This is a genomic window from Serratia sp. YC16 (assembly GCF_009707615.1).
GTDB classification, from domain to species: Bacteria; Pseudomonadota; Gammaproteobacteria; order Enterobacterales; family Enterobacteriaceae; genus Serratia; species Serratia surfactantfaciens.
Window position 1 is genome coordinate 1,476,164 of sequence record NZ_WLYN01000001.1, and the last position, 19,587, is coordinate 1,495,750.

Here is a 19,587-nt window from a genome sequence, read left to right on the forward strand (position 1 = left end):
GCGTCCCTTTGTCGTTTCAGTCTACGATTATTTTCCCGGCATCATGCGGCGCAAGGTGTCGTCCTTACGCAGGTAGTGGTGATACAGCGCCGCCAGCGCATGCGCGCCAATGATAAAGTAGCCGATGTTGGCCAACGTCTCATGCACCGTTTTGACCAACTTGCGCATCACCGGATCCGGCGTCACCCATTGCGGTACCGGCCATCCCAGCAACGTCCACGATTTTCCGCCGTAGGCCAGGGTTAACATCCCCAGCAGCGGCAACATCAAGAACACTACGTACAGCAGCCAATGGAAGATCTTGGCGCCCACTTCCTGCCATTCGGCCAACGGTGGCGTGGTCGGCGGCGCCGCGTGAAAGGTGCGCACCGCCAATCGAATCAGCATCAGGGCAAAGACCGACACCCCAAAGTTAAAGTGCAGATTTTTGACCATCGGCGCCCACTCGTCCGGCACCGAATCCTTCAGCAACATCGCCGCATAGGTGAGGATCACCATCAGCAACGTCAGCCAATGTAAAACGATTTGCGATCGCGCGTAGCGGTTGCTCATACACTCTGTCCAAAAAATAAAACTCAGCGTAGTCGAGCATAATGGGGAAATAATGAAGAAAACCTTGGGTCGGAAAAAAATAAGGCCGGGCGGGCGCCCGGCCTGACGGGATTATTTGGCGCCGCCGCCTTTGCCCGGCTTCAGCAGTCCGTCTGCGCGGAACATCGCCTTGATGCCGCGCACCGCCTGACGAATACGGTCCTGATTCTCGATCAGCGCGAAACGCACATGAGTATCGCCGTAATCGCCGAAGCCGATGCCCGGCGAGACGCAAACCTTCGCTTCCGCCAGCAGACGCTTGGCGAACTCCAGCGAGCCGAGGTGGGCATAAGGTTCGGGAATTTTCGCCCACACGTACATCGACGCCTTCGGATTTTCCACCATCCAGCCGGCCTCATGCAGCCCCTTCACCAGCACGTTGCGGCGCTGCCGATACTGTTCGGCGATATCGCGCACGCACTGCTGATCGCCTTCCAGCGCGGCGATGGCCGCCACCTGCAGCGGCGTGAAGGTGCCGTAGTCGTGATAACTTTTGATGCGCGCCAACGCGCTGACCAGCTCGGGGTTACCGACCATGAAACCGATGCGCCAGCCGGCCATGTTGTAGCTTTTCGACAGGGTGAAGAACTCCACCGCAATGTCTTTCGCCCCCGGCACCTGCATGATCGACGGCGCTTTCCAGCCGTCATAGACGATGTCGGCATAGGCCAGATCGTGGATCACCAGCACGTTGTACTGCTTGGCCAGCGCCACCACCCGTTCGAAGAAATCCAGCTCCACGCACTGCGCGGTCGGGTTGGACGGGAAGCCGAGGATCATCATTTTCGGACGCGGAATGGTTTCCCGAATGGCGCGCTCCAGCTCACCGAAGAAATCCACGCCGTCCACCAACGGCACCGAACGCACCTGTGCGCCGGCGATCACCGCGCCGTAAATGTGGATCGGGTAGCTGGGGTTCGGCACCAGCACGGTATCGCCGTGATCGAGGGTCGCCAGCATCAGGTGCGCCAGCCCCTCTTTCGAACCGATGGTGACGATGGCTTCGCTTTCCGGATCGATATCCACCTGATAACGATCGGCATACCAGCGCGAGATGGCGCGGCGCAGGCGCGGAATGCCACGCGAGGTGGAGTAACCGTGGGTGTCGTCGCGCTGGGCGACGGCGCACAGTTTTTCCACGATGTGCGGCGGAGTCGGGCCGTCGGGGTTACCCATGCTGAAGTCGATAATATCCTCGCCGCGACGGCGTGCGGCCATCTTCAGTTCGGCGGTGATGTTGAATACGTAAGGGGGAAGGCGTTCAATGCGCGTGAAACGGCGCTGTGGACTGTTATCAGCCATAGGGGATTCCTCGATAAACGTTAGCGCCCGGACCGTCCGAGCGACGCTGGCCAGCGAACTGACCGAATATCGAACATAGCGCAGCGCCGACGAGCTTGTCGATACCCGGCGCGATATTTTTATTTGCCGCCCTGAAACTCCGCCGCCAGCAGCCCGAACAGCCAGTCGTCTCGCCACTCTCCCGCCAGGCGGAAGTTATCGCGCAGCGTGCCTTCCAGCTGAAAACCGCACGACTCCAGCAGACCGCGCGAGGCGAGGTTGCCGGAGGTCACGGTAGCGGTCAGCTTGTGAAAACCGCAGGCGTTCACCGCAAAATCCAGCACCGCCCGCAGCGACTCCTTGCCATAGCCCTTGCCCTGCCCGTCAGGCAAACTGCCGTATCCCACCTCCGCTTGCCGATACGGCAGCCACTGCGGGCGAAAGCCGGTAATGCCCACCGCCTCCCCGCTGTGCTTCTCACGCATCACCAGGCACAGCCACTGATCGCCGTGTTTGTCCCAGGCCGGCAGCCGCGCGTCGAAACGCTCGCGGATCGCCGCTTCGCTGAGCGGATCGGCGATATAGCGGATCACCTCAGGATCCTGGTAAAGGCGCAGAAACAGCGGCCAGTCCTCGGCGGTTATCGACTGTAAGTGCAGACGTTCAGTGACCAGCTTCATAAAATCTCCGAAAAACGAAAAAGAGGAACTTACGAATGAAAGATATCTCTTTATTTTCCCCGATTGGTTGCCGATAATCATTCACGTTAAAACCACAAAACCATAACGTCTTGCCCGATTCCCTACAACTGCCCGCCGCAGTCACTCACGCGGCACCAGGAGAACACCATGGCCTCTTTAGTCATCGACGATATTCCGCAGGCGATTGTTAACGTCAAGCGCCAGCTGCGCCAGGCATTGCCGAACTACCGCGAAGTCTTTCAGGCGCTGGAAGAGAACATCCGCGGCCAAGTCGAACAGATCCGACGCGAGCTGGCCGCCGGCCACAATCCGGTGCCGCAGATCGACGCGGAAGATATCCTGCAGCAACGCGTCAGCGAGCAGCAGATAGCGCTGATCAAGCAGCGCGGCGCCTGCGCCATTCGCGGCGTGTTTCCGCGCGCCAAAGCCGAGGGCTGGAATCGCGAAATCGGCGACTACCTCGAGCGCAACAACTTCGTCGAGCGGTTGAAAAACGCCGCCGAAGACAACTATTTCGGCAAGCTGGCCGCCAGCAAGCCGCAAATTTACGGCATCTATTGGTCGAAACCGCAGGTTGAAGCGCGGCAGGATGCGCGCATGCACGCAGTGCAGGTGTTCCTCAACAGCCTGTGGGCCACCGAGAGCAACGGCAAACAGCATTTCGATCCGACCCGCGTCGCCACCTACGCCGATCGCACCCGCCGCCGCCCGCCGAACTCCTCGTCGCTGGGCCTGTCGCCGCACGTCGACAGCGGCACCATCGAGCGCTGGCTGGACGAAAACTTCCGCTATGTGTATCGCCACGTGTTCTCCGGCGACTGGCAACAGTACGACCCCTTCGCCGCCGACGGCCGCACCGAGGTGCGCGAGATAGCCTCCCCGGCGGTCTGCTCGATGTTCCGCACCTTCCAGGGCTGGACGGCGCTGACGCCGCAGCGCACCAACGCCGGCACGCTGAACCTGGTGCCGATCGCCAACGCCATGGCCTACGTGCTGCTGCGCGTGCTGCAGGACGACGTCGCCGACGACGATCTGTGCGATGCGGCGCCGGGCCGCGCGCTGTCGATCTCGGAAAAATGGCATCCCCTTTTATTAAGTGGGATTTCCCCTATTCCCGACCTAGAGCCGGGCGACACGGTATTTTGGCATTGCGACGTGATCCACGCGGTGGAGAACGAGCATAACGGCGAGTTCGACAGCAACGTGATGTACATCGCCGCCGCGCCGGGCTGCGCGAAAAACGACGCCTACCTGCAGCGCCAACTGCCGAGCTTTATCGACGGCAGAACGCCGCCGGACTTCGCTCCCGACGACTTCGAAGTGGATTTTGACGGCCGCGCCACCGCCGATCTGCTGACGCCGCTGGGCAAAACGCAGCTCGGCATGCGCTGACCGCCGGCCTGAGCCACGGGCCTTTCTCGCTGTGGTATACTGCCGCCATCCGTAGGCCGCAGCGAGAACCCGTCGTGCACCCTTTTTTTGAAATGCTGTTGGCGGTGTTTGATCGCGCCGCGCTGATGTTGATCTGTCTGTTTTTCCTGACCCGCACCCGGCTGTTCCGCCAACTGCTGCAAAAAGAAGATCATACACCGCTCGAACTCGGCATCGTCACGGCGATCTTCTCGCTGTTTGCGCTGTTCAGCACCTACTCCGGCATCAACGTTGAGGGATCGCTGGTCAACGTGCGCGTCATCGCCATCATGGCCGGCGGCATCCTGTTCGGCCCCTGGGTGGGGATCGTCACCGGCATCATCGCCGGCGTGCACCGCTACCTGATCGACATCGGCGGCATCACCTCGGTGCCCTGCCTTATCACCAGCATCATCGCCGGCATCAGCGCCGGCTACATCAATCTCAAGGTGAAAAAAGAGCAGCGCTGGCGCGCCGGCATCGTCGGCGGCATGCTGTGCGAATCCCTCACCATGCTGCTGATCGTGCTGTGGGCCAAACCGACCGAGCTCGGGCTGGATATCGTGTCGCAGATTGCCCTGCCGATGATCCTCGGCACGGTGTGCATCGGCCTGATCGTGCTGCTGGTGCAGAGCGTCGAAGATGAAAAAGAGGTGATCGCCGCGCGTCAGGCCAAGCTGGCGCTGGATATCGCCCACAAGACGCTGCCCTATTTCCGCAATATCAACAGCGAATCGCTGGCCACCATCTGCGATATCATCCGCCAGGACATCCGCGCCGATGCGGTGGCGATCACCGATACCCATCAGGTGCTGGCCTACGTTGGCGTGGGGCGCGAAGCCTACCCGATCGGCCGCGAAGGGCTGAGCCGCGTCACCCGCGAAAGCATTCGCCACGGCAAAATCATCATCAAGAACAACCTGGAAAACCCGGCCGCGCCGCAGATCCATTCGCAGCTGGTGGTGCCGCTGTGGGAAAAAGGCGAAGTGACCGGCGCGCTGAAGATTTACTACTGCCACGCCCACCAGATCACCAACACGCTGAAGGTGATGGCGGTCGGGCTGTCGCAAATCATCTCCACGCAGATGGAGGTTTCCCGCATCGAGCACCTGCGCCAGATGGCGGACAAGGCCGAAATGCGCGCGCTGCAGAGCAAAATTAACCCGCACTTCCTGTTCAACGCGCTGAACGCCATCTCTTCCTCTATCCGGCTGAATCCGGACACCGCGCGCCAGCTGATCATCAACCTGTCGCGCTACCTGCGCTACAACCTGGAGCTGAACGACGAGCTGATCGATATCCGCAAGGAACTGCACCAGATTCAGGACTATATCGCCATCGAACAGGCGCGCTTCGGCGCCAAGCTGACGGTGATTTACGACATCGACGACGACGTCTCGGTGCGCATTCCAAGCCTGCTGATCCAGCCGCTGGTGGAGAACGCCATCGTGCACGGCATCCAGCCCTGCAAGGGGAAAGGGGTGGTGGTGATCGCGGTGAAAGATCAGGGCGACCGGGTGAAAATTTCGGTGAAGGACACCGGTAACGGCATCAACCAGGACACCATCGACCGGGTGGCGCGCAACGAGATGCCGGGCCACAATATCGGCCTGCTCAACGTGCATCATCGCGTGTCGTTGCTGTACGGTGAAGGCTTGCATATTCGCCGCCTGGAACCGGGCACCGAAATCGCGTTTTACATCAGCAAAAACGGCGGCAAACTGCATCAGGAACCGAGCGCGCCGCCGATCGGGGAGGCCTCATGAAAGCCATTATCGTGGAAGACGAATTCCTCGCGCAGGAAGAACTCAGCTACCTGATCAAGAAACACAGCAACATCGATATCGTCGCCACCTTTGAGGATGGCCTCGATGTCCTCAAATACCTGCAGACGCACCAGGTCGACGCCATTTTTCTCGACATCAACATCCCGTCCCTGGACGGCGTGCTGCTGGCGCAAAACATCAGCAAGTTCGCCCATCGGCCGTCGATCGTGTTCATCACCGCCTATAAAGAGCACGCGGTGGAAGCCTTCGAGATAGAGGCGTTCGACTATATCCTCAAGCCTTATCACGAAGCGCGCATCGTCACCATGCTGCAAAAGCTGGAGGCATTGCATCAACGCCCCGCCGGCGCGGCCGAGCCGGCCAGCGCGCCAAGCCGCGGCAGCCACAGCATCAACCTGATCAAAGACGAGCGGATCATCGTTACCGACATCAACGATATCTATTACGCCGCCGCCGATGAAAAGGTGACGCGGGTCTATACCCGCCGGGAAGAGTTCGTGATGCCGATGAACATCACCGAGTTTTACGGCCGGCTGCCGGAAGAGCATTTCTTCCGCTGCCACCGCTCTTACTGCGTTAACCTGGCGAAGATCCGCGAGATCGTCCCCTGGTTCAACAATACCTACATTCTGCGGCTGAGCGATCTCGAGTTTGAAGTGCCGGTCAGCCGCAGCAAGGTGAAAGAGTTCCGCAAGCTGATGCGCCTGTAAGCGCTTACCAGCGCGGGCCCGGACGGTAGTAATAGCCCGGCGGTGGCGGCATGCGGTAATGCGGCCGATCGCGCCAGTCGCGCGGCGGCGGCCCGTAGTAGATCACCCGTGGCGGCGGGCCATAGTAGTAACCGCGCGGGCGTTCATACCGGTGGTGATCGGCCCACCAGCGCGGATCGCGCCAGCGATAGCCGTCCCAGTAGTGGCCGCGATTGTCGCGATCGCCGATATGCAACGACAGGCCCGGCACGTTCACGCCGATGGACACATCGGCCTGGCTCGCCAGCGGCAGCGCCAACAGCGCAGCCAGTAACAACAGCGTTTTTTTCATTTCATGGACTCCTGCAGAACGGACCTTGTCCGATCGCAGATAACATAGTCCCGCGCTCACCGCCGCTCTATAGGCGCAATGCCGATTTACGCCTTTCAGACGCATCCTTCACAATTTCACCACAATCGTTCACCGGCGATTAACAATAAATCGTTGATATCTTTGATGTAGATCACGTGTCACCCGCGGCATTTCACGCGCTTTTCGGCGCAAAAACGGCAACTCACGCCGCATAAAATGCATTTCATTCCTTCCGTCGTGCAACTCATTCCCGATCCGCCGTCCACCGGGAGAGCCGGCCATATAATAAGCCCATACCGCGGGAACGTTGATTCACCCCGCAAATTTCAGCCAGCGGCTCACGCCCGGCAACGCACACACAGGAAGGAGACCGGCCATGAACACCAAACCGGCAAATCGCAGCTTAATCGTTCTCGGCACCATCATCTGTCAGATGGGTCTGGGCACCATCTACACCTGGAGCCTGTTCAACCAGCCGCTGGTCGACAAGTTCCATTGGGGGCTGGCGGACGTCGCCACCACCTTCTCCATCACCAGCTTCTTCCTGGCCTTCGCCACGCTGTTCGCCGGCAAACTGCAAGAGCGCTTCGGCATCCGCAACCTGACGCTGTGTGCCGGCATTCTGGTCGGCCTGGGCCTTATCGCCAGCGCCCACGTCAGCTCGCTCGACATGATCTACCTGCTGGCCGGCGTAGTGGTGGGCTTTGCGGTCGGTATCGCCTACATCTCCACCCTGTCCAACCTGATTAAGTGGTTCCCGGCCAACAAAGGCCTGATTTCCGGCATCTCCGTCGGTGCCTTCGGCAGCGGCAGCCTGCTGTTCAAATACGTCAACGCCGCCCTGATCGCCGACGTCGGCGTTTCCGGCGCCTTCTTCTACTGGGGTGTCATCGTGATGGGCCTGATCGTCGTCGGTTCGCTGCTGCTGAAAGAGCCGGTGCTGGCGACCCGCACCGCACAGCAAGGCGCCAACGGCCTGGGCAACGACTTCAGCGTGCGCCAGATGCTGGCCACCAAAGAAGCCTACCTGCTGTTCACCATCTTCTTCGCTGCCTGCATGAGCGGTCTGTACCTGATCGGCATCGTGAAAGACATGGGCGTTCAGCTGGCCGGGATGGACTTGGCTACCGCCGCCAACACCGTATCCGCCGTCGCTATCTTCAACACCGCCGGCCGCATCATCCTGGGCACGCTGTCCGATAAAGTGGGCCGTATGCGCGTCATCAGCTTCACCATGCTGGTTACCGTGCTGGCGATTGTCGCACTGAGCTTCATGACGCTGAACCACACGCTGTTCTTCATCTGCGTCGGTGCAGTAGCCTTCTGCTTCGGCGGCAACATCACCGTGTTCCCGGCGATTGTCGGCGACTTCTTCGGCCTGAAAAACCACAGCAAGAACTACGGCATCATCTACCAGGGCTTCGGCCTGGGCGCGCTGGCCGGTTCGTTCGTCGCCAAATACTTCGGCGGCTTCCACGCCACCTTCATGGTGATTGGCATCCTGTCCGCCGCCTCCCTGCTGATTACGCTGTTCATCAAAGCGCCGAAAGCAGTGGAAGTGGAAACCGAAGAAACCGCACAGGCGGCGGAGCTGGCCAAAGCCTGATCCCCGCGAAAACGACAAGGGGCGCAACCTGTGGGTTGCGCCCCTTTTTATTGTTCTGCCGCAGAGCTTACAGCTGCATGCCCAGCGTCTGGCGCAGATGCGCGCCGGCTCCCAGCAGGCCCGGTTGGCCATGCGTGATCATGAACACCGGGATGTCGCGCACATAGTCGCGGAAGCGCCCCTTGTCTTCAAAGGCGGCGCGGAAGCCCGAAGCCTTGAAGAATTCCATAAAGCGCGGCACGATGCCGCCGGCGATGTACACGCCGCCAAAGGTGCCCAGAGTCAGCGCCAGGTTGCCGCCGAAGCGCCCCATGATCACGCAAAACAGCGACAGCGCACGGCGGCTGTCGATGCAGCTGTCGGCCAACGCCCGCTCGGTGATGTCCTTCGGCTCCAGCTTTTCCGGCAGGCGGTTGTCCGCCTTGACGATGGCGCGATAAAGGTTGACCAGGCCCGGCCCGGACAACACGCGCTCGGCGGAAACGTGCCCCACTTCCGCGCGCAGCACCTCCAGAATAATGTCCTCTTCTTCGCTGTTCGGCGCGAAATCGACATGGCCGCCCTCGCCCGGCAAGCTGACCCAGCAGCGATCGACATGCACCAAATGGGCAACGCCCAGCCCGGTGCCGGCGCCGTACACTGCGATCGGTTTGCCCGGCTGAGCCTCGCCGCCGCCAAACTGCAGCACGTCGTCCGGCGAGAGCATCGGGATCGCCATCGAGACGGCGGTGAAATCATTGATCACCTCCAGATGACTCAGCCCCAGGCTGGCCTTCATCGCTTTGATCGAGAACGCCCAGCTGTGGTTGGTCATCGCCACCCAGTCTTCGGTCACCGGGCAGGCGATGGCGATACAGGCGTCCTGCACCTCGATATCGCACTCTTTCAGGTAGTGGCGGATCACCGCCTCCAGGCTCTCGAACTCCAGGCCGGAATAGGTTTTCGCCTGGGTAATCTCACCCGTCGCAACAGTGCACAACGCCAGGCGGGCATTGGTGCCGCCAACATCACCTACGAGGGCATAGGTCATTGATTTCGTCTCCGTAAAATGAAAAATAAACAGCTGCCCACACTGTAAAATCCTGCCGCAAAAACAACAATCACCCGCCTCGGATCTGCGCCCCAATAGCGATCCGGATCACAAAAAACGTTTCAGCTTGCCCGCCACGCCGCGTTTTGAAACAAATTGCGGCAAAAAACGCCCCCCGGCGACTGTTAACCGTCATCGACGCCGGGCAATATCAGTGCGTGCCTGCACGCCGATAGTCTGGCAAGCTGTGGCCACTGTCCAATCACCCGCTCTCCTTGCCCGGCATGGAGGCATCGACAAGGGAATACCCATGCTGCATCCGCGCGCCAATGCCATGTTGGCCTTTGCTTTGCCTGCGCTGATTATCGGTTCCGCATCCAGTCTGGTGCTGCTGTTGGTGATGAACGTCGCCGCCACACTGCAGCAATGGCTGTGGGTGACGCTGCCCGATATGCTGAGCCTGGACGCCCAGTCGCCCTGGTGGCCGGTCGCGATGCTGACGCTGACCGGCGTGGCGGTGGGCCTGATCGTGCGCTATATGCCGGGCCACGCCGGGCCGGATCCGGCGACGGAATCACTGATCGGCATGCCGCTGCCGCTTTCCGCCCTGCCGGGGCTGGGGTTGGCGCTGATCGTCGGCCTGGCCGGCGGCGTCAGCCTGGGGCCGGAGAACCCGATCACCGCCATCAATATCGCGCTGGTCGCGGCGGCTGGGGCGCGCCTGCTGCCGAAGGTGCCGCGCATGGACTGGATCATCCTGGCGGCTGCGGGCACCATCGGCGCGATGTTCGGCACACCGGTCGCCGCCGCGCTGATCTTCTCGCAAACCCTGGCGGGCAATAACGAAACGCCGCTGTGGGACCGGCTGTTTGCCCCGCTGGTCGCCGCCGCCGCCGGCGCGGTCACCACCCAGATGTTCTTCGTGCCCAACTTCGCCCTGCAGCTCGACGCCTACGACGTGACGCGGCTGCCGGACATCTTCAGCGGCGCCATCGTGGCGCTGATCGCCATCGCGCTCGGCATGGTGGCGCTGTGGTGCTTCCCGCACGTTCACCGCCTGTTCCATTCGATGAAGAACCCGGTGTTGATGTTAGGGCTGGGGGGCTTTGTGCTGGGCCTGCTGGCGCTGGTGGGCGGAGAGATTACCCTGTTCAAAGGGCTGGATGAAATGAAGCGCCTCGCGCAAGACGATGGCTATTCGGTGCCGGCACTGTTGACCATTACCCTGACCAAGCTGGCGGCGCTGGTGATCGCCGCCGCCTGTGGCTTTCGCGGCGGGCGCATCTTCCCGGCGGTGTTCGTCGGCGTGGCGCTGGGGCTGATGCTGCATCAACACGTTCCCGCAGTGCCGGCGGCGATCACCGTCTCCTGCGCCATCATGGGGCTGGTGCTGGTGGTGACGCGCGACGGCTGGCTCAGCCTGTTCATGGCGGTGGCGGTGGTGCCGGATCTGCATCTGCTGCCGGTGCTGTGCATCGTGATGCTGCCCGCCTGGCTGGCGCTGGCGGGCAAACCGTTGATGCTGGTGAACCGCCGGCAGCCGCCGCACGACGATTAGGCCAGCGCGAACGCCGCGGCGGCGCGGGCGTGGATCGCGGTGGTGTCGAACACCGGCACCGACGCATCCCGCTCGCTCACCAGCAAGCCTATTTCGGTGCAGCCGAAAATAATCCCCTGCGCGCCCTGCTGCTCCAGATCGCTGATGATCCGGCGATACTCGTCGCGCGAGGCGTCGCGAATTTTACCCAGGCACAGTTCGTCATAGATGATGCGGTGTACGATGTCGCGATCGGCGCTGACCGGCGTCACTACGTCGATGCCGTGCAACTCCTGCAGGCGGCCGCGGTAGAAGGTCTGCTCCATGGTAAAGCGCGTGCCCAGCAGCCCGACGCGGCGAATATTTTTTTCCCGCACCTGCAGCGCCGTGGCATCGGCGATATGAATCAGCGGCAGGCCGCTGGCCTGCTCGACCGCCTCCGCCACCTTGTGCATGGTATTGGTGCAGATCACGATCGCTTCGGCACCGGCGGCGCGCAAAGCCACGGCAGCGGCGGCCAGCAGCCGGCCGGCACCGTCCCAATCGCCCTGGTGCTGCAAGCGTTCAACCTCCTGAAAATCGACGCTATAGAGCACGATTTTGGCCGAATGCAGCCCGCCGAGGCGCGCCTTTACCTGCTCGTTGATAGTGCGGTAATAAGGAATGGTGGATTCCCAGCTCATGCCGCCCAGCAAGCCCAACACTTTCATCATTCGTTCCTCAGCATTTTCCGACGATCCTCTGACCTTACCTGAGAATCGCCGGGCTGACGACGCCTTATTTGGCGCCGGAATTGATCGGCTGGCGCGCTTCAAACCAGCGCTGGCGCAGCGTGTCGTACAGCCAGTTGTAGGCCATGGTGTACGGCAGGAAGAACAGGAAGAAACCGATTTCCAGCATAAACGCCTGCCCCCAGGAAATGCTCAGCATCCAGGCGGCGATCGGCACCCCGATCAGGATAAAACCGGCCTCAAAGCCGACGGCGTGCAGCGCACGCACTTTCAGGTTACGCACCACCCGGCTGACCGGCCACAGACGGTCGAACACCGTGTTGTAAACCATGTTCCACAGCATCGCGACGGTGGAGAGCATCACCGCCAACGCACCGACCTGCACCATTGAGCGGTTGAGCAGCCACGCGCCCAGCGGGGCGCAAACCATCACGGCGATGGCCTCGAAACCGACGGCGTGGACGATACGTTCAATGAGAGACTTGTTTTGCAGTTGCATACATCACCTTTTATTCGACAGTTGTTGCGAAAGCCAGGTGATTATCATCGCTTTTTTGGGTAGATTAAAAATAGATTCCATCGATAAAGCAGATACATATGCACTACTCACCGGAAGCGTTACAAGCCTTTGTGGAAGCCGCCGCCCTCGGCTCATTTTCCGCCGCCGCGCGCAAGCTGCGTAAAAGCCAATCCACCGTCAGCACCGCCATCGCCAATCTGGAAGCAGACCTGGCCTTGACGCTGTTCGATCGCAGCGCGCGCCAGCCGGTGCTCACCGCCGCCGGCCGCAAAGTGTTGGGGCACGTACAGGAGATCCTGGCCGCCAGCGAGCGGCTCGATGCATTGAGCATTCAGCTGGCGGGCAACGTCGAACCGCGCCTGAGCATGGTGTTTTCCGACACTTACCAGCCCAAGCACCACGACAGCCTGATGCAGCGGTTCGAACAGCGTTATCCGGAGATTGAACTGGAATGGATGATCGCCGAAGAAGGCGACGTCATCGATCTGCTGCAGAGCGGCCGCGCGCACCTGGGCATGGTGGAAGTGCAAAAAACCTATCCGCCGGATATTGCCTTTTCCCGGCTGCCTGAACAGACCGAAATGGGGCTGTTCGTCGCCCATCAGCACCCGCTGGCGCAGGTCGCTGCGCCGACGCCGGAACAGTTATCCAGCACCCGTCAGCTGATCCTGAACACCTACACCGGCGCCGAGGCGGCCAGGCAAGGAGGATTGGTGTGGTCGGCGCCCAGCTATCTGCTGCTGCTGGAGATGGCGGAACAGGGATTCGGTTGGGCGGTGTTGCCGCACTGGCTGGTGCAGCAATACGGCCACGGCAGGCTCACCCAGCTGCGCCCGCGCGGCTGGCCCAAACTGATTTCGGTGGATGCGGTGTGGTCGAAACTGACCCCGCCGGGCCCGGCGGGGTACTGGATGCTGGAGCGGCTGTTGGAAGACGACGCGGCTCAAGCGGCGGCGTTGCGCGAATGAATCACGCGCGAGAGGGTATCGAGCAGTTCGGGGATGTCCCTCTTCGGCAGCATCACTTCGATGAAAGCCAGCCGATCGCCGTCCGCTACCTCACGCAGCGCCTGGCTCAACCCCTCAGCATCGCTGACGCGCAACGCCTTCACCGGCCGATCACCTGCCAGCGCCGCCGGCAGCTGTGTCCAATTCCAAGCCGCAATGTCATTGTAACTCTGCTCCGGCCCGTGGATGGCGCGCTCGATGGCGTACCCCTGATTATTCAGCACGAAGATCACCGGTTTAAGCCCGTCGCGCAGCATCGATCCCAGTTCCTGCACGGTGAGCTGTGCGGCGCCGTCGCCGATCAACAGCACGACCCGACGCTGCGGTTCGGCGGTTTGCACGCCGAACGCCGCCGGTAAGGTATAGCCGATCGATCCCCACAGCGCCTGCACGATCATCCGGCTGCCGCGCGGCAGCGTTAACGTGGCCGCACCAAAACAGGCCGTGCCTTGATCGGCCAGCACGATATCGTCCGGCCGCAGGAAATCCTGCATCTGTCGCCAGAAAGCGTGTTGATCCAGCCCTTCACCCGCCGCTTCCGGCAGCGGCGGGCGGACGATCGTCGGCAACGGCCAGCGCGCCGCCAGCGACAGGCTCAGGCGATGCAGCGCCAGCACGGCATCTCGCATCGGGATGCGGTTGAACCGCCGCCGCCCTACCCAGGCTTCGAACGGCTGGATATCGATGCACTTTTCCATCGGCAGATGATGAGTGAATCCCCCGGTGATGGTGTCGGTGAAGCGCACGCCAACGTTGATCACCACGTCGGCGTTTTCGATCGACTGTTGCACCGCCGGATCGCTGGCGCCGCCGCAGTAGGTGCCGACAAAACCGGCGCGGTTCTCATCCAGCACGCCCTTGCCGAGCAGCAGGCTGGCGTGTGGGATCGCCACTTCCTGCATCCAGCTATCCAGCGCCGTTTCAACGCCGAAGCGATCGGCCAAAAAATCCGCCAGCAGCGACACCCGCCGCGCCCCCAGCAGCTTTTCACGCGCCGCCGCGATAAACGCCCGCAATGCGTTTTGCGACAACCCGGCCTGACGCAGCATCAGCGGCGCCGGTTTGGCCGGCAGCGGCGCTTGCGCGACGTCGCTGGGCAACATCAGGTAAACCGGGCGATGTTCCAGCAAGGCAGTAGCGATCAGGCGATCGATCTCCACGGCGGCGTTGTCGGCGGTCAGATTAGCCTGGGCAACGCTGACCTCTTTGGCGATCCGGGCGAAGTGGGTGAAGTCGCCATCCCCCAGCGAATGGTGCAGCAAATCGCCGGCGCGCTGGGCGCGCAGCGCCGGGGTGCCGACGACGTGGATCACCGGCAGATATTCGGCATAGCTGCCGGCTACGCCGTTCAGCGCGCTCAACTCACCGACGCCAAACGTGGTCAGCAGCGCCGCCGCCGGTTTGCAGCGCGCATAGCCGTCAGCCGCATAGGCGGCGTTCAACTCGTTGGCGCAACCTACCCAGCTGACCTGCGGATGCGCAATGACGTGATCGAGGAATTGCAGGTTGTAATCCCCCGGCACGCCAAAGACGTGGCGGATGTCAATCTGAGCCAGACGATCGAGCAGATAATCGGCCACCGTATAGATCTGAGTCATGATCATCACCTGTCTGCAGCTGGAGCGATTATCTTTAAGTATCGAAGATGTTGTTCAAATTTCGAACGATGGCTCTCGCCTCAATCGGCAACCTGGCGTTACATGCCGGCCTTGTGATCCTTCCCCCGGCAGCGCGGAGTGAAAACGCATACACTTAAAGCACTTCACCTCTCGTCGACAAGGATACCCATGTCCTACCAAGCCTCTCCCTCCCGTTATCAAGAGATGGAATACCGGCGCTGCGGCCGCAGCGGACTGAAGCTGCCCGCGGTCTCGCTCGGGCTGTGGCACAACTTTGGTGACGCCACGCTGTATGACAACGCCCGCGGCCTGATCCGCTGCGCCTTCGATCGCGGCATTACCCATTTCGATCTGGCTAACAACTACGGCCCGCCGCCCGGCGCCGCCGAGGAGAATTTTGGCCGCATTCTCCACGCCGATCTGCGGGCTTGGCGCGACGAGCTGATCGTTTCATCCAAAGCCGGTTACACCATGTGGCCCGGCCCCTATGGCGACTGGGGCTCGAAAAAGTACCTGGTCGCCAGTCTCGATCAGAGCCTCAAGCGCATGGGGTTGGAATATGTGGATATCTTTTATCACCATCGTCCAGACCCGGAAACGCCGCTGGAAGAAACCATGGCGGCGCTGGATCTGCTGGTGCGTCAGGGCAAAGCGCTGTATGTCGGCCTGTCCAACTACCCGGCCGAGCGCGCGCGGCAGGCGTTCGACATTCTGCAGCGCCTCGGCACGCCGTGCGTGATCCACCAGCCCAAGTATTCGATGTTGGAACGCGGACCGGAGGCGGGATTGCTGGACGCATTGGCTGAACATGGCGTCGGCACCATCGCCTTCTCGCCGCTGGCGGGCGGCCTGCTGACCGACCGCTACCTGCACGGCGTTCCGCAAGATTCCCGCGCTGCCAGCGGCAGCCGCTTCCTGCAGCCGGAACAGCTGACCGCCGAACGGCTGGACAAGGTGCGCCGCCTCGACGCGCTGGCGCGGCAACGCGGGCAGAAGCTATCGCAGATGGCGCTGGCCTGGGTGCTGCGCGGCGATCGCGTCACCTCGGTGCTGATCGGCGCCAGCAAGAATGCGCAGATAGAAGACGCGGTGGGCATGCTGGCCAACCGTCGCTTCAGTGAAGAAGAGCTCGCGCAGATCGAGCAAATCTTATTGTAATCGCTTACAAATAACGCCGCTCAATCGAGCGGCCATACCCCAGAAAAATCTCAAATCTCGGCCTGCGGCGTCCTTTTCAGAGTTGTTCTCAGATTCAACCCTATATTGCCGGCGCTATGATGCCGATATTGCAGTAAAAATAACGATAAGGCCGCTTTTTAAACTGATGAACGCGCTTCATAAAGTGATCAACGGCCAAGCCGCGCAAGCGGGAAGGAGAAGTCATGTTTAAACCTCTGCTCTTGGCCGCCATCCTGGCGGCGACGGTGCTGCCCGCCGCACAGCAGGCGTATGCCGAAGGCCTCAGCATCGATCTGATGCCGGGCGTTTCATTACGCATCGGCGATCAGGACAATCGCGGCCGTTATTGGGACGGTTACGACTGGCGCGATCGCGATTGGTGGCGCTCACATCAGGGGCGTTATCTCGGTGACCGCAGCCCGCGCGGCTATTACTGGGATGGCTATCGCTGGCGCGACGGCGGCTATTGGCGCAAGCATTATTACTATCACGAGGGGCGTTACCGTAAGTACGACAAGCACTACGATAAACATCACTGGAAGAAAGAGAAAAAACACCACCACGATCATGACCGCGATCGCTGGCGCCGCCACGGCGACGACGACCGCGATTAACCACGACGGGCCGGCGCAACGCCGGCCCGTGCGGTTTCGCTTACAGCACACTGCCGATCAGCAGATAGCCGTTCAACCCAACCACCACCACTACGATCAGTTTGCCCAGGTTTTGCACCACCGGGCCGTTAACCATCTCGCCCATCAGCGCCCGATTGCCGGTGAAAGCCAGCAGCGGCACCAACGCCAGCGCAATGCCGAAGCTCAGCAACACCTGGCTCAGCACCAGAATGCGCGTCGCGTCCATCCCCAGCATGATGACGATAAACGACGGCAACATGGTCACCGCACGGCGCAGCCACAGCGGGATATGAAAATGCACGAACCCCTGCATCACCACCTGCCCCGCCAACGTGCCCACCACGGTAGAAGAGAGGCCGGCAGCCACCAGGCTCAGGCCGAACACGGTCGCGGCGGCGTGTCCGAGCAGCGGTTGCAGCGTCAGGTAGGCCACGTCGAGATCGGCGATGCCGCTGTGGCCGCTGAAATGAAACGCGGCGGCGGCGGTGGCCATCATCGCCAGATTAACGAAACCGGCGATGGTCATGGCCACGGCGACGTCGACTTTGGTGGCGGCATAGCGCTCCGCCTTGTCGTGCTCGCCGCCGATTTGGGTGAGCGACGAATGCAGATAGATCACGTGCGGCATAATCGTGGCGCCCAATACCCCGGCAGCCAGGAATACCGCATCGCCGTTAGGCAAATCGGGCAGCGCCATGCCCTGCAACAGCGGCGCCAGCTGCGGTTGTGAGAACGCCAGTTCGACGATGTAGGCGGCGGCGACGAACAGCAGCAGGCCGCCAATCACCAGTTCCAGCGGCTTTTGCCCGCGCTTTTGCAGCATCAGAATTAAAAAGGTGGCGATGCCGGTCAGCACCGCCCCCTGCAGCAGGGAGACGCCAAGCAGCAGCTTGAAGCCGATCGCCGCGCCGATAAACTCAGCCAGATCGGTCGCCATGGCGATGATCTCCGCCTGTACCCAATAGGCCCACACCGCGGGCCGCGGAAAGCGATCGCGAATATGCTCGGCCAGGTTTTTTCCGGTGGCGATCCCCAGCTTGGCGGACAACAGCTGGATCAGCATCGCCATCACGTTGGCCCAGACCACTACCCACAGCAGGCTGTAGCCGAACGAAGCGCCGGCCTGAATGTTGGTGGCGAAGTTGCCGGGATCGATATAGCCGATAGCGGCGATAAAGGCGGGCCCCATCAGCGAGAGTTTGATTTTTCTGGCGGAGCGACCGGAGGTGGTTTCAACCACGCGACTGTTCAGCATATGTTGAACCCTTACTGAAATTACGTTTATCTCCACTCTATATAAATGATAATAATTATCAAGCGCATTTAGAGCGGTAAAACTTATCTCTGTAATAGCCAACATTAACGGTTTTATCGCCGGGTTCAGCGCGGAGCTGGCCGATTTCCGTGCTTTTCTGATGGGATTTTGGCTGCAATACCCCTGAAAGACAGGTTAGCACAAGAATACGAATTTCCTATTCCTGCTTTAACATCTTGATTTTTTATGCTTTTACGCAACACTTTAGGAGAACTCCCACTATGATTTTCCATATTTGCAATAGAAGTCTCGTTTTTAAACGTAGCGTTACATAAAATGACAGCCGAAATTCAGCCTGCCTCAAATTTGGAGCAAACATGTCCCATATTGCGCACTTTGCGTTGGCGATAGTGGTGGTGACGATCCTGGCCCTGTTGGTGTGCCGCGATCGCAAGAGCATCCGCATTCGTTATGTTATTCAATTACTGGTTATCGAAGTACTGCTGGCCTACTTTTTCCTGCATTCGGAAGCGGGTTTGGGCTTCGTAAAAGGATTCGCCGCGCTGTTTGACAAACTGCTCGGGTTTGCGGGACAAGGGACTGATTTCGTATTCGGCGGCATGGGCGACAAAGGCCTGGCATTCTTCTTCCTGAAGGTGCTGTGCCCGATCGTGTTCATTTCTGCGCTGATCGGTATTCTGCAGTACATCAAAGTGCTGCCGTTCATCATCCGCATTATCGGCACCGTGCTGTCGAAAGTGAACGGCATGGGCAAGCTGGAGTCGTTCAACGCCGTCAGCTCGCTGATCCTGGGCCAGTCCGAAAACTTCATCGCCTACAAGGATATCCTGGGCAAGATGTCGGAAAAGCGCATGTACACCATGGCGGCGACCGCGATGTCTACGGTATCCATGTCCATCGTCGGCGCCTACATGACCATGCTGGACGCCAAGTTCGTGGTGGCAGCGCTGGTATTGAACATGTTCAGCACCTTTATCGTGCTGTCGCTGGTCAACCCGTACGACACCAATAAAGAAGAAGAGCTGCACCTCGGCAACCTGCACGAAGGCCAGAGCTTCTTCGAAATGTTGGGCGAGTACATCCTGGCCGGCTTTAAAGTAGCGATTATCGTTGCCGCGATGCTGATCGGCTTCATCGCCCTGATCGCCGCGCTTAACGGTGTGTTCAGCGCCATTTTCGGCCTGAGCTTCCAGGAGATCCTCGGCTACTTCTTCTACCCGTTCGCCTGGATCATGGGCATTCCTAAGCACGAAGCCCTGCAGGTTGGCAGCATCATGGCCACCAAGCTGGTTTCCAACGAGTTCGTGGCCATGATGGAGCTGCAGAAAGTGTCTGCCGAACTGTCGCCGCGCAGCCTGGGGATCCTGTCGGTGTTCCTGGTGTCCTTCGCCAACTTCTCTTCCATCGGTATCGTGGCCGGTGCGATCAAGGGCCTGAACGAACACCAGGGCAACGTGGTGTCGCGCTTTGGCCTGAAGTTGGTGTACGGCTCTACGCTGGTCAGCATCCTGTCCGCTTCCATCGCGGGCCTGGTGCTGGGCTAAGCCTCTCGAACCTACTGCGATAACAAGGCGCCTGCGGGCGCCTTTTTTTGTTGACCTGCATTCGGCGAAGG

Annotated in this window: 18 protein-coding genes; 9 read left to right on the plus strand and 9 right to left on the minus strand. The window is 60.7% G+C overall.

The genetic code is table 11. The annotated features are described in order from the left end of the window. Nucleotides 1-27: 27 nt before the first annotated feature. From GKN89_RS06930 to GKN89_RS06940, 3 genes are all read right to left on the minus strand, one after another. Nucleotides 28-552, minus strand: coding sequence for a cytochrome b (locus GKN89_RS06930; protein WP_019453811.1), 525 nt, complete (start codon nt 550-552; stop codon nt 28-30). Nucleotides 553-663: 111 nt separating this feature from the next. Then, a complete protein-coding gene (gene alaC / locus GKN89_RS06935; RefSeq protein ID WP_019453812.1) occupies nt 664-1,893 on the minus strand; it encodes an alanine transaminase in 1,230 nt (409 codons plus the stop codon). A gap of 119 nt (nt 1,894-2,012) precedes the next feature. Then, nucleotides 2,013-2,552 carry a GNAT family N-acetyltransferase gene (locus GKN89_RS06940; protein WP_154746584.1) on the minus strand — a complete coding sequence of 180 codons (540 nt, stop codon included), beginning with the start codon at nt 2,550-2,552 and terminating at the stop codon, nt 2,013-2,015. Nucleotides 2,553-2,720: 168 nt separating this feature from the next. Here GKN89_RS06940 and GKN89_RS06945 point away from each other — a divergent pair, with 168 nt between their 5' ends. From GKN89_RS06945 to GKN89_RS06955, 3 genes are all read left to right on the plus strand, one after another. After that, nucleotides 2,721-3,965, plus strand: a complete 1,245-nt coding sequence (locus GKN89_RS06945) for a DUF1479 domain-containing protein (RefSeq protein WP_154746585.1) — start codon at nt 2,721-2,723, stop codon at nt 3,963-3,965. Nucleotides 3,966-4,057: 92 nt separating this feature from the next. After that, nucleotides 4,058-5,749 (plus strand): sensor histidine kinase, encoded by a 1,692-nt coding sequence (locus tag GKN89_RS06950; RefSeq protein ID WP_019453815.1) that lies wholly within the window; start codon nt 4,058-4,060, stop codon nt 5,747-5,749. Then, nucleotides 5,746-6,480, plus strand: a complete 735-nt coding sequence (locus tag GKN89_RS06955; protein ID WP_019453816.1) for a LytTR family DNA-binding domain-containing protein — start codon at nt 5,746-5,748, stop codon at nt 6,478-6,480. Before GKN89_RS06950 ends, GKN89_RS06955 begins: the two co-directional genes overlap by 4 nt. A 4-nt stretch (nt 6,481-6,484) precedes the next feature. On the opposite strand, the gene GKN89_RS06960 is transcribed toward GKN89_RS06955, so the two are convergent. Then, complete coding sequence (locus GKN89_RS06960) at nt 6,485-6,811, minus strand: DUF2502 domain-containing protein (RefSeq protein ID WP_048234501.1); 327 nt, start codon at nt 6,809-6,811, stop codon at nt 6,485-6,487. A 397-nt stretch (nt 6,812-7,208) separates the two neighbouring features. Here GKN89_RS06960 and GKN89_RS06965 point away from each other — a divergent pair, with 397 nt between their 5' ends. After that, nucleotides 7,209-8,438: an OFA family MFS transporter gene (locus GKN89_RS06965; RefSeq protein WP_154746586.1), complete on the plus strand. Its 1,230-nt coding sequence runs from the start codon at nt 7,209-7,211 to the stop codon at nt 8,436-8,438. A gap of 67 nt (nt 8,439-8,505) precedes the next feature. Here the strand turns inward: GKN89_RS06965 and glk are convergent, their stop codons facing one another. Beyond that, complete coding sequence (gene glk / locus GKN89_RS06970) at nt 8,506-9,468, minus strand: glucokinase (protein ID WP_154746587.1); 963 nt, start codon at nt 9,466-9,468, stop codon at nt 8,506-8,508. A 310-nt stretch (nt 9,469-9,778) separates the two neighbouring features. Here glk and GKN89_RS06975 point away from each other — a divergent pair, with 310 nt between their 5' ends. Continuing rightward, nucleotides 9,779-11,026, plus strand: a complete 1,248-nt coding sequence (locus GKN89_RS06975) for an ion channel protein (RefSeq protein ID WP_154746588.1) — start codon at nt 9,779-9,781, stop codon at nt 11,024-11,026. Here GKN89_RS06975 and GKN89_RS06980 read toward each other — a convergent pair. Both GKN89_RS06980 and GKN89_RS06985 read right to left on the minus strand, forming a co-directional pair. Further along, nucleotides 11,023-11,715, minus strand: coding sequence for an aspartate/glutamate racemase family protein (locus GKN89_RS06980; RefSeq protein ID WP_019453821.1), 693 nt, complete (start codon nt 11,713-11,715; stop codon nt 11,023-11,025). The two genes, GKN89_RS06975 and GKN89_RS06980, sit on opposite strands and share 4 nt — an antisense overlap. A gap of 67 nt (nt 11,716-11,782) precedes the next feature. Next, complete coding sequence (locus GKN89_RS06985) at nt 11,783-12,235, minus strand: multidrug/biocide efflux PACE transporter (RefSeq protein WP_019453822.1); 453 nt, start codon at nt 12,233-12,235, stop codon at nt 11,783-11,785. A gap of 98 nt (nt 12,236-12,333) precedes the next feature. On the opposite strand from GKN89_RS06985, the gene GKN89_RS06990 reads away from it, so the two are divergent. Next, nucleotides 12,334-13,224, plus strand: a complete 891-nt coding sequence (locus tag GKN89_RS06990; RefSeq protein WP_025160151.1) for a LysR family transcriptional regulator — start codon at nt 12,334-12,336, stop codon at nt 13,222-13,224. Here GKN89_RS06990 and GKN89_RS06995 read toward each other — a convergent pair. Next, nucleotides 13,200-14,861 carry an alpha-keto acid decarboxylase family protein gene (locus GKN89_RS06995; RefSeq protein ID WP_195933990.1) on the minus strand — a complete coding sequence of 554 codons (1,662 nt, stop codon included), beginning with the start codon at nt 14,859-14,861 and terminating at the stop codon, nt 13,200-13,202. The genes GKN89_RS06990 and GKN89_RS06995 overlap by 25 nt on opposite strands. A gap of 189 nt (nt 14,862-15,050) precedes the next feature. Between GKN89_RS06995 and mgrA the strand changes: the two genes are divergently transcribed. Next, entirely contained in the window at nt 15,051-16,040 is a 990-nt protein-coding gene (mgrA, locus tag GKN89_RS07000) for an L-glyceraldehyde 3-phosphate reductase (protein ID WP_154746589.1), read from the plus strand. A gap of 224 nt (nt 16,041-16,264) precedes the next feature. Then, nucleotides 16,265-16,675 (plus strand): DUF2502 domain-containing protein, encoded by a 411-nt coding sequence (locus GKN89_RS07005; protein WP_154746590.1) that lies wholly within the window; start codon nt 16,265-16,267, stop codon nt 16,673-16,675. Nucleotides 16,676-16,715: 40 nt separating this feature from the next. On the opposite strand, the gene GKN89_RS07010 is transcribed toward GKN89_RS07005, so the two are convergent. After that, entirely contained in the window at nt 16,716-17,951 is a 1,236-nt protein-coding gene (locus tag GKN89_RS07010) for an Nramp family divalent metal transporter (RefSeq protein ID WP_019453827.1), read from the minus strand. Nucleotides 17,952-18,328: 377 nt separating this feature from the next. On the opposite strand from GKN89_RS07010, the gene GKN89_RS07015 reads away from it, so the two are divergent. After that, nucleotides 18,329-19,516 carry a NupC/NupG family nucleoside CNT transporter gene (locus tag GKN89_RS07015; protein ID WP_019453828.1) on the plus strand — a complete coding sequence of 396 codons (1,188 nt, stop codon included), beginning with the start codon at nt 18,329-18,331 and terminating at the stop codon, nt 19,514-19,516. Nucleotides 19,517-19,587 lie beyond the last annotated feature (71 nt).

Coding starts and splice junctions, on each gene's coding strand:
- GKN89_RS06975 (WP_154746588.1), top strand. CDS start 9,779: ATGCTGCATCCGCGCGCCAATGCCATGTTGGCCTTTGCTTTGCCTGCG.
- GKN89_RS06985 (WP_019453822.1), bottom strand. CDS start 12,235: ATGCAACTGCAAAACAAGTCTCTCATTGAACGTATCGTCCACGCCGTC.
- GKN89_RS06990 (WP_025160151.1), top strand. CDS start 12,334: ATGCACTACTCACCGGAAGCGTTACAAGCCTTTGTGGAAGCCGCCGCC.
- GKN89_RS07010 (WP_019453827.1), bottom strand. CDS start 17,951: ATGCTGAACAGTCGCGTGGTTGAAACCACCTCCGGTCGCTCCGCCAGA.
- GKN89_RS06950 (WP_019453815.1), top strand. CDS start 4,058: ATGCTGTTGGCGGTGTTTGATCGCGCCGCGCTGATGTTGATCTGTCTG.
- mgrA (WP_154746589.1), top strand. CDS start 15,051: ATGTCCTACCAAGCCTCTCCCTCCCGTTATCAAGAGATGGAATACCGG.
- GKN89_RS06980 (WP_019453821.1), bottom strand. CDS start 11,715: ATGAAAGTGTTGGGCTTGCTGGGCGGCATGAGCTGGGAATCCACCATT.
- GKN89_RS06930 (WP_019453811.1), bottom strand. CDS start 552: ATGAGCAACCGCTACGCGCGATCGCAAATCGTTTTACATTGGCTGACG.
- GKN89_RS06995 (WP_195933990.1), bottom strand. CDS start 14,861: ATGACTCAGATCTATACGGTGGCCGATTATCTGCTCGATCGTCTGGCT.
- alaC (WP_019453812.1), bottom strand. CDS start 1,893: ATGGCTGATAACAGTCCACAGCGCCGTTTCACGCGCATTGAACGCCTT.
- glk (WP_154746587.1), bottom strand. CDS start 9,468: ATGACCTATGCCCTCGTAGGTGATGTTGGCGGCACCAATGCCCGCCTG.
- GKN89_RS07015 (WP_019453828.1), top strand. CDS start 18,329: ATGTCCCATATTGCGCACTTTGCGTTGGCGATAGTGGTGGTGACGATC.
- GKN89_RS07005 (WP_154746590.1), top strand. CDS start 16,265: ATGTTTAAACCTCTGCTCTTGGCCGCCATCCTGGCGGCGACGGTGCTG.
- GKN89_RS06965 (WP_154746586.1), top strand. CDS start 7,209: ATGAACACCAAACCGGCAAATCGCAGCTTAATCGTTCTCGGCACCATC.
- GKN89_RS06955 (WP_019453816.1), top strand. CDS start 5,746: ATGAAAGCCATTATCGTGGAAGACGAATTCCTCGCGCAGGAAGAACTC.
- GKN89_RS06945 (WP_154746585.1), top strand. CDS start 2,721: ATGGCCTCTTTAGTCATCGACGATATTCCGCAGGCGATTGTTAACGTC.
- GKN89_RS06960 (WP_048234501.1), bottom strand. CDS start 6,811: ATGAAAAAAACGCTGTTGTTACTGGCTGCGCTGTTGGCGCTGCCGCTG.
- GKN89_RS06940 (WP_154746584.1), bottom strand. CDS start 2,552: ATGAAGCTGGTCACTGAACGTCTGCACTTACAGTCGATAACCGCCGAG.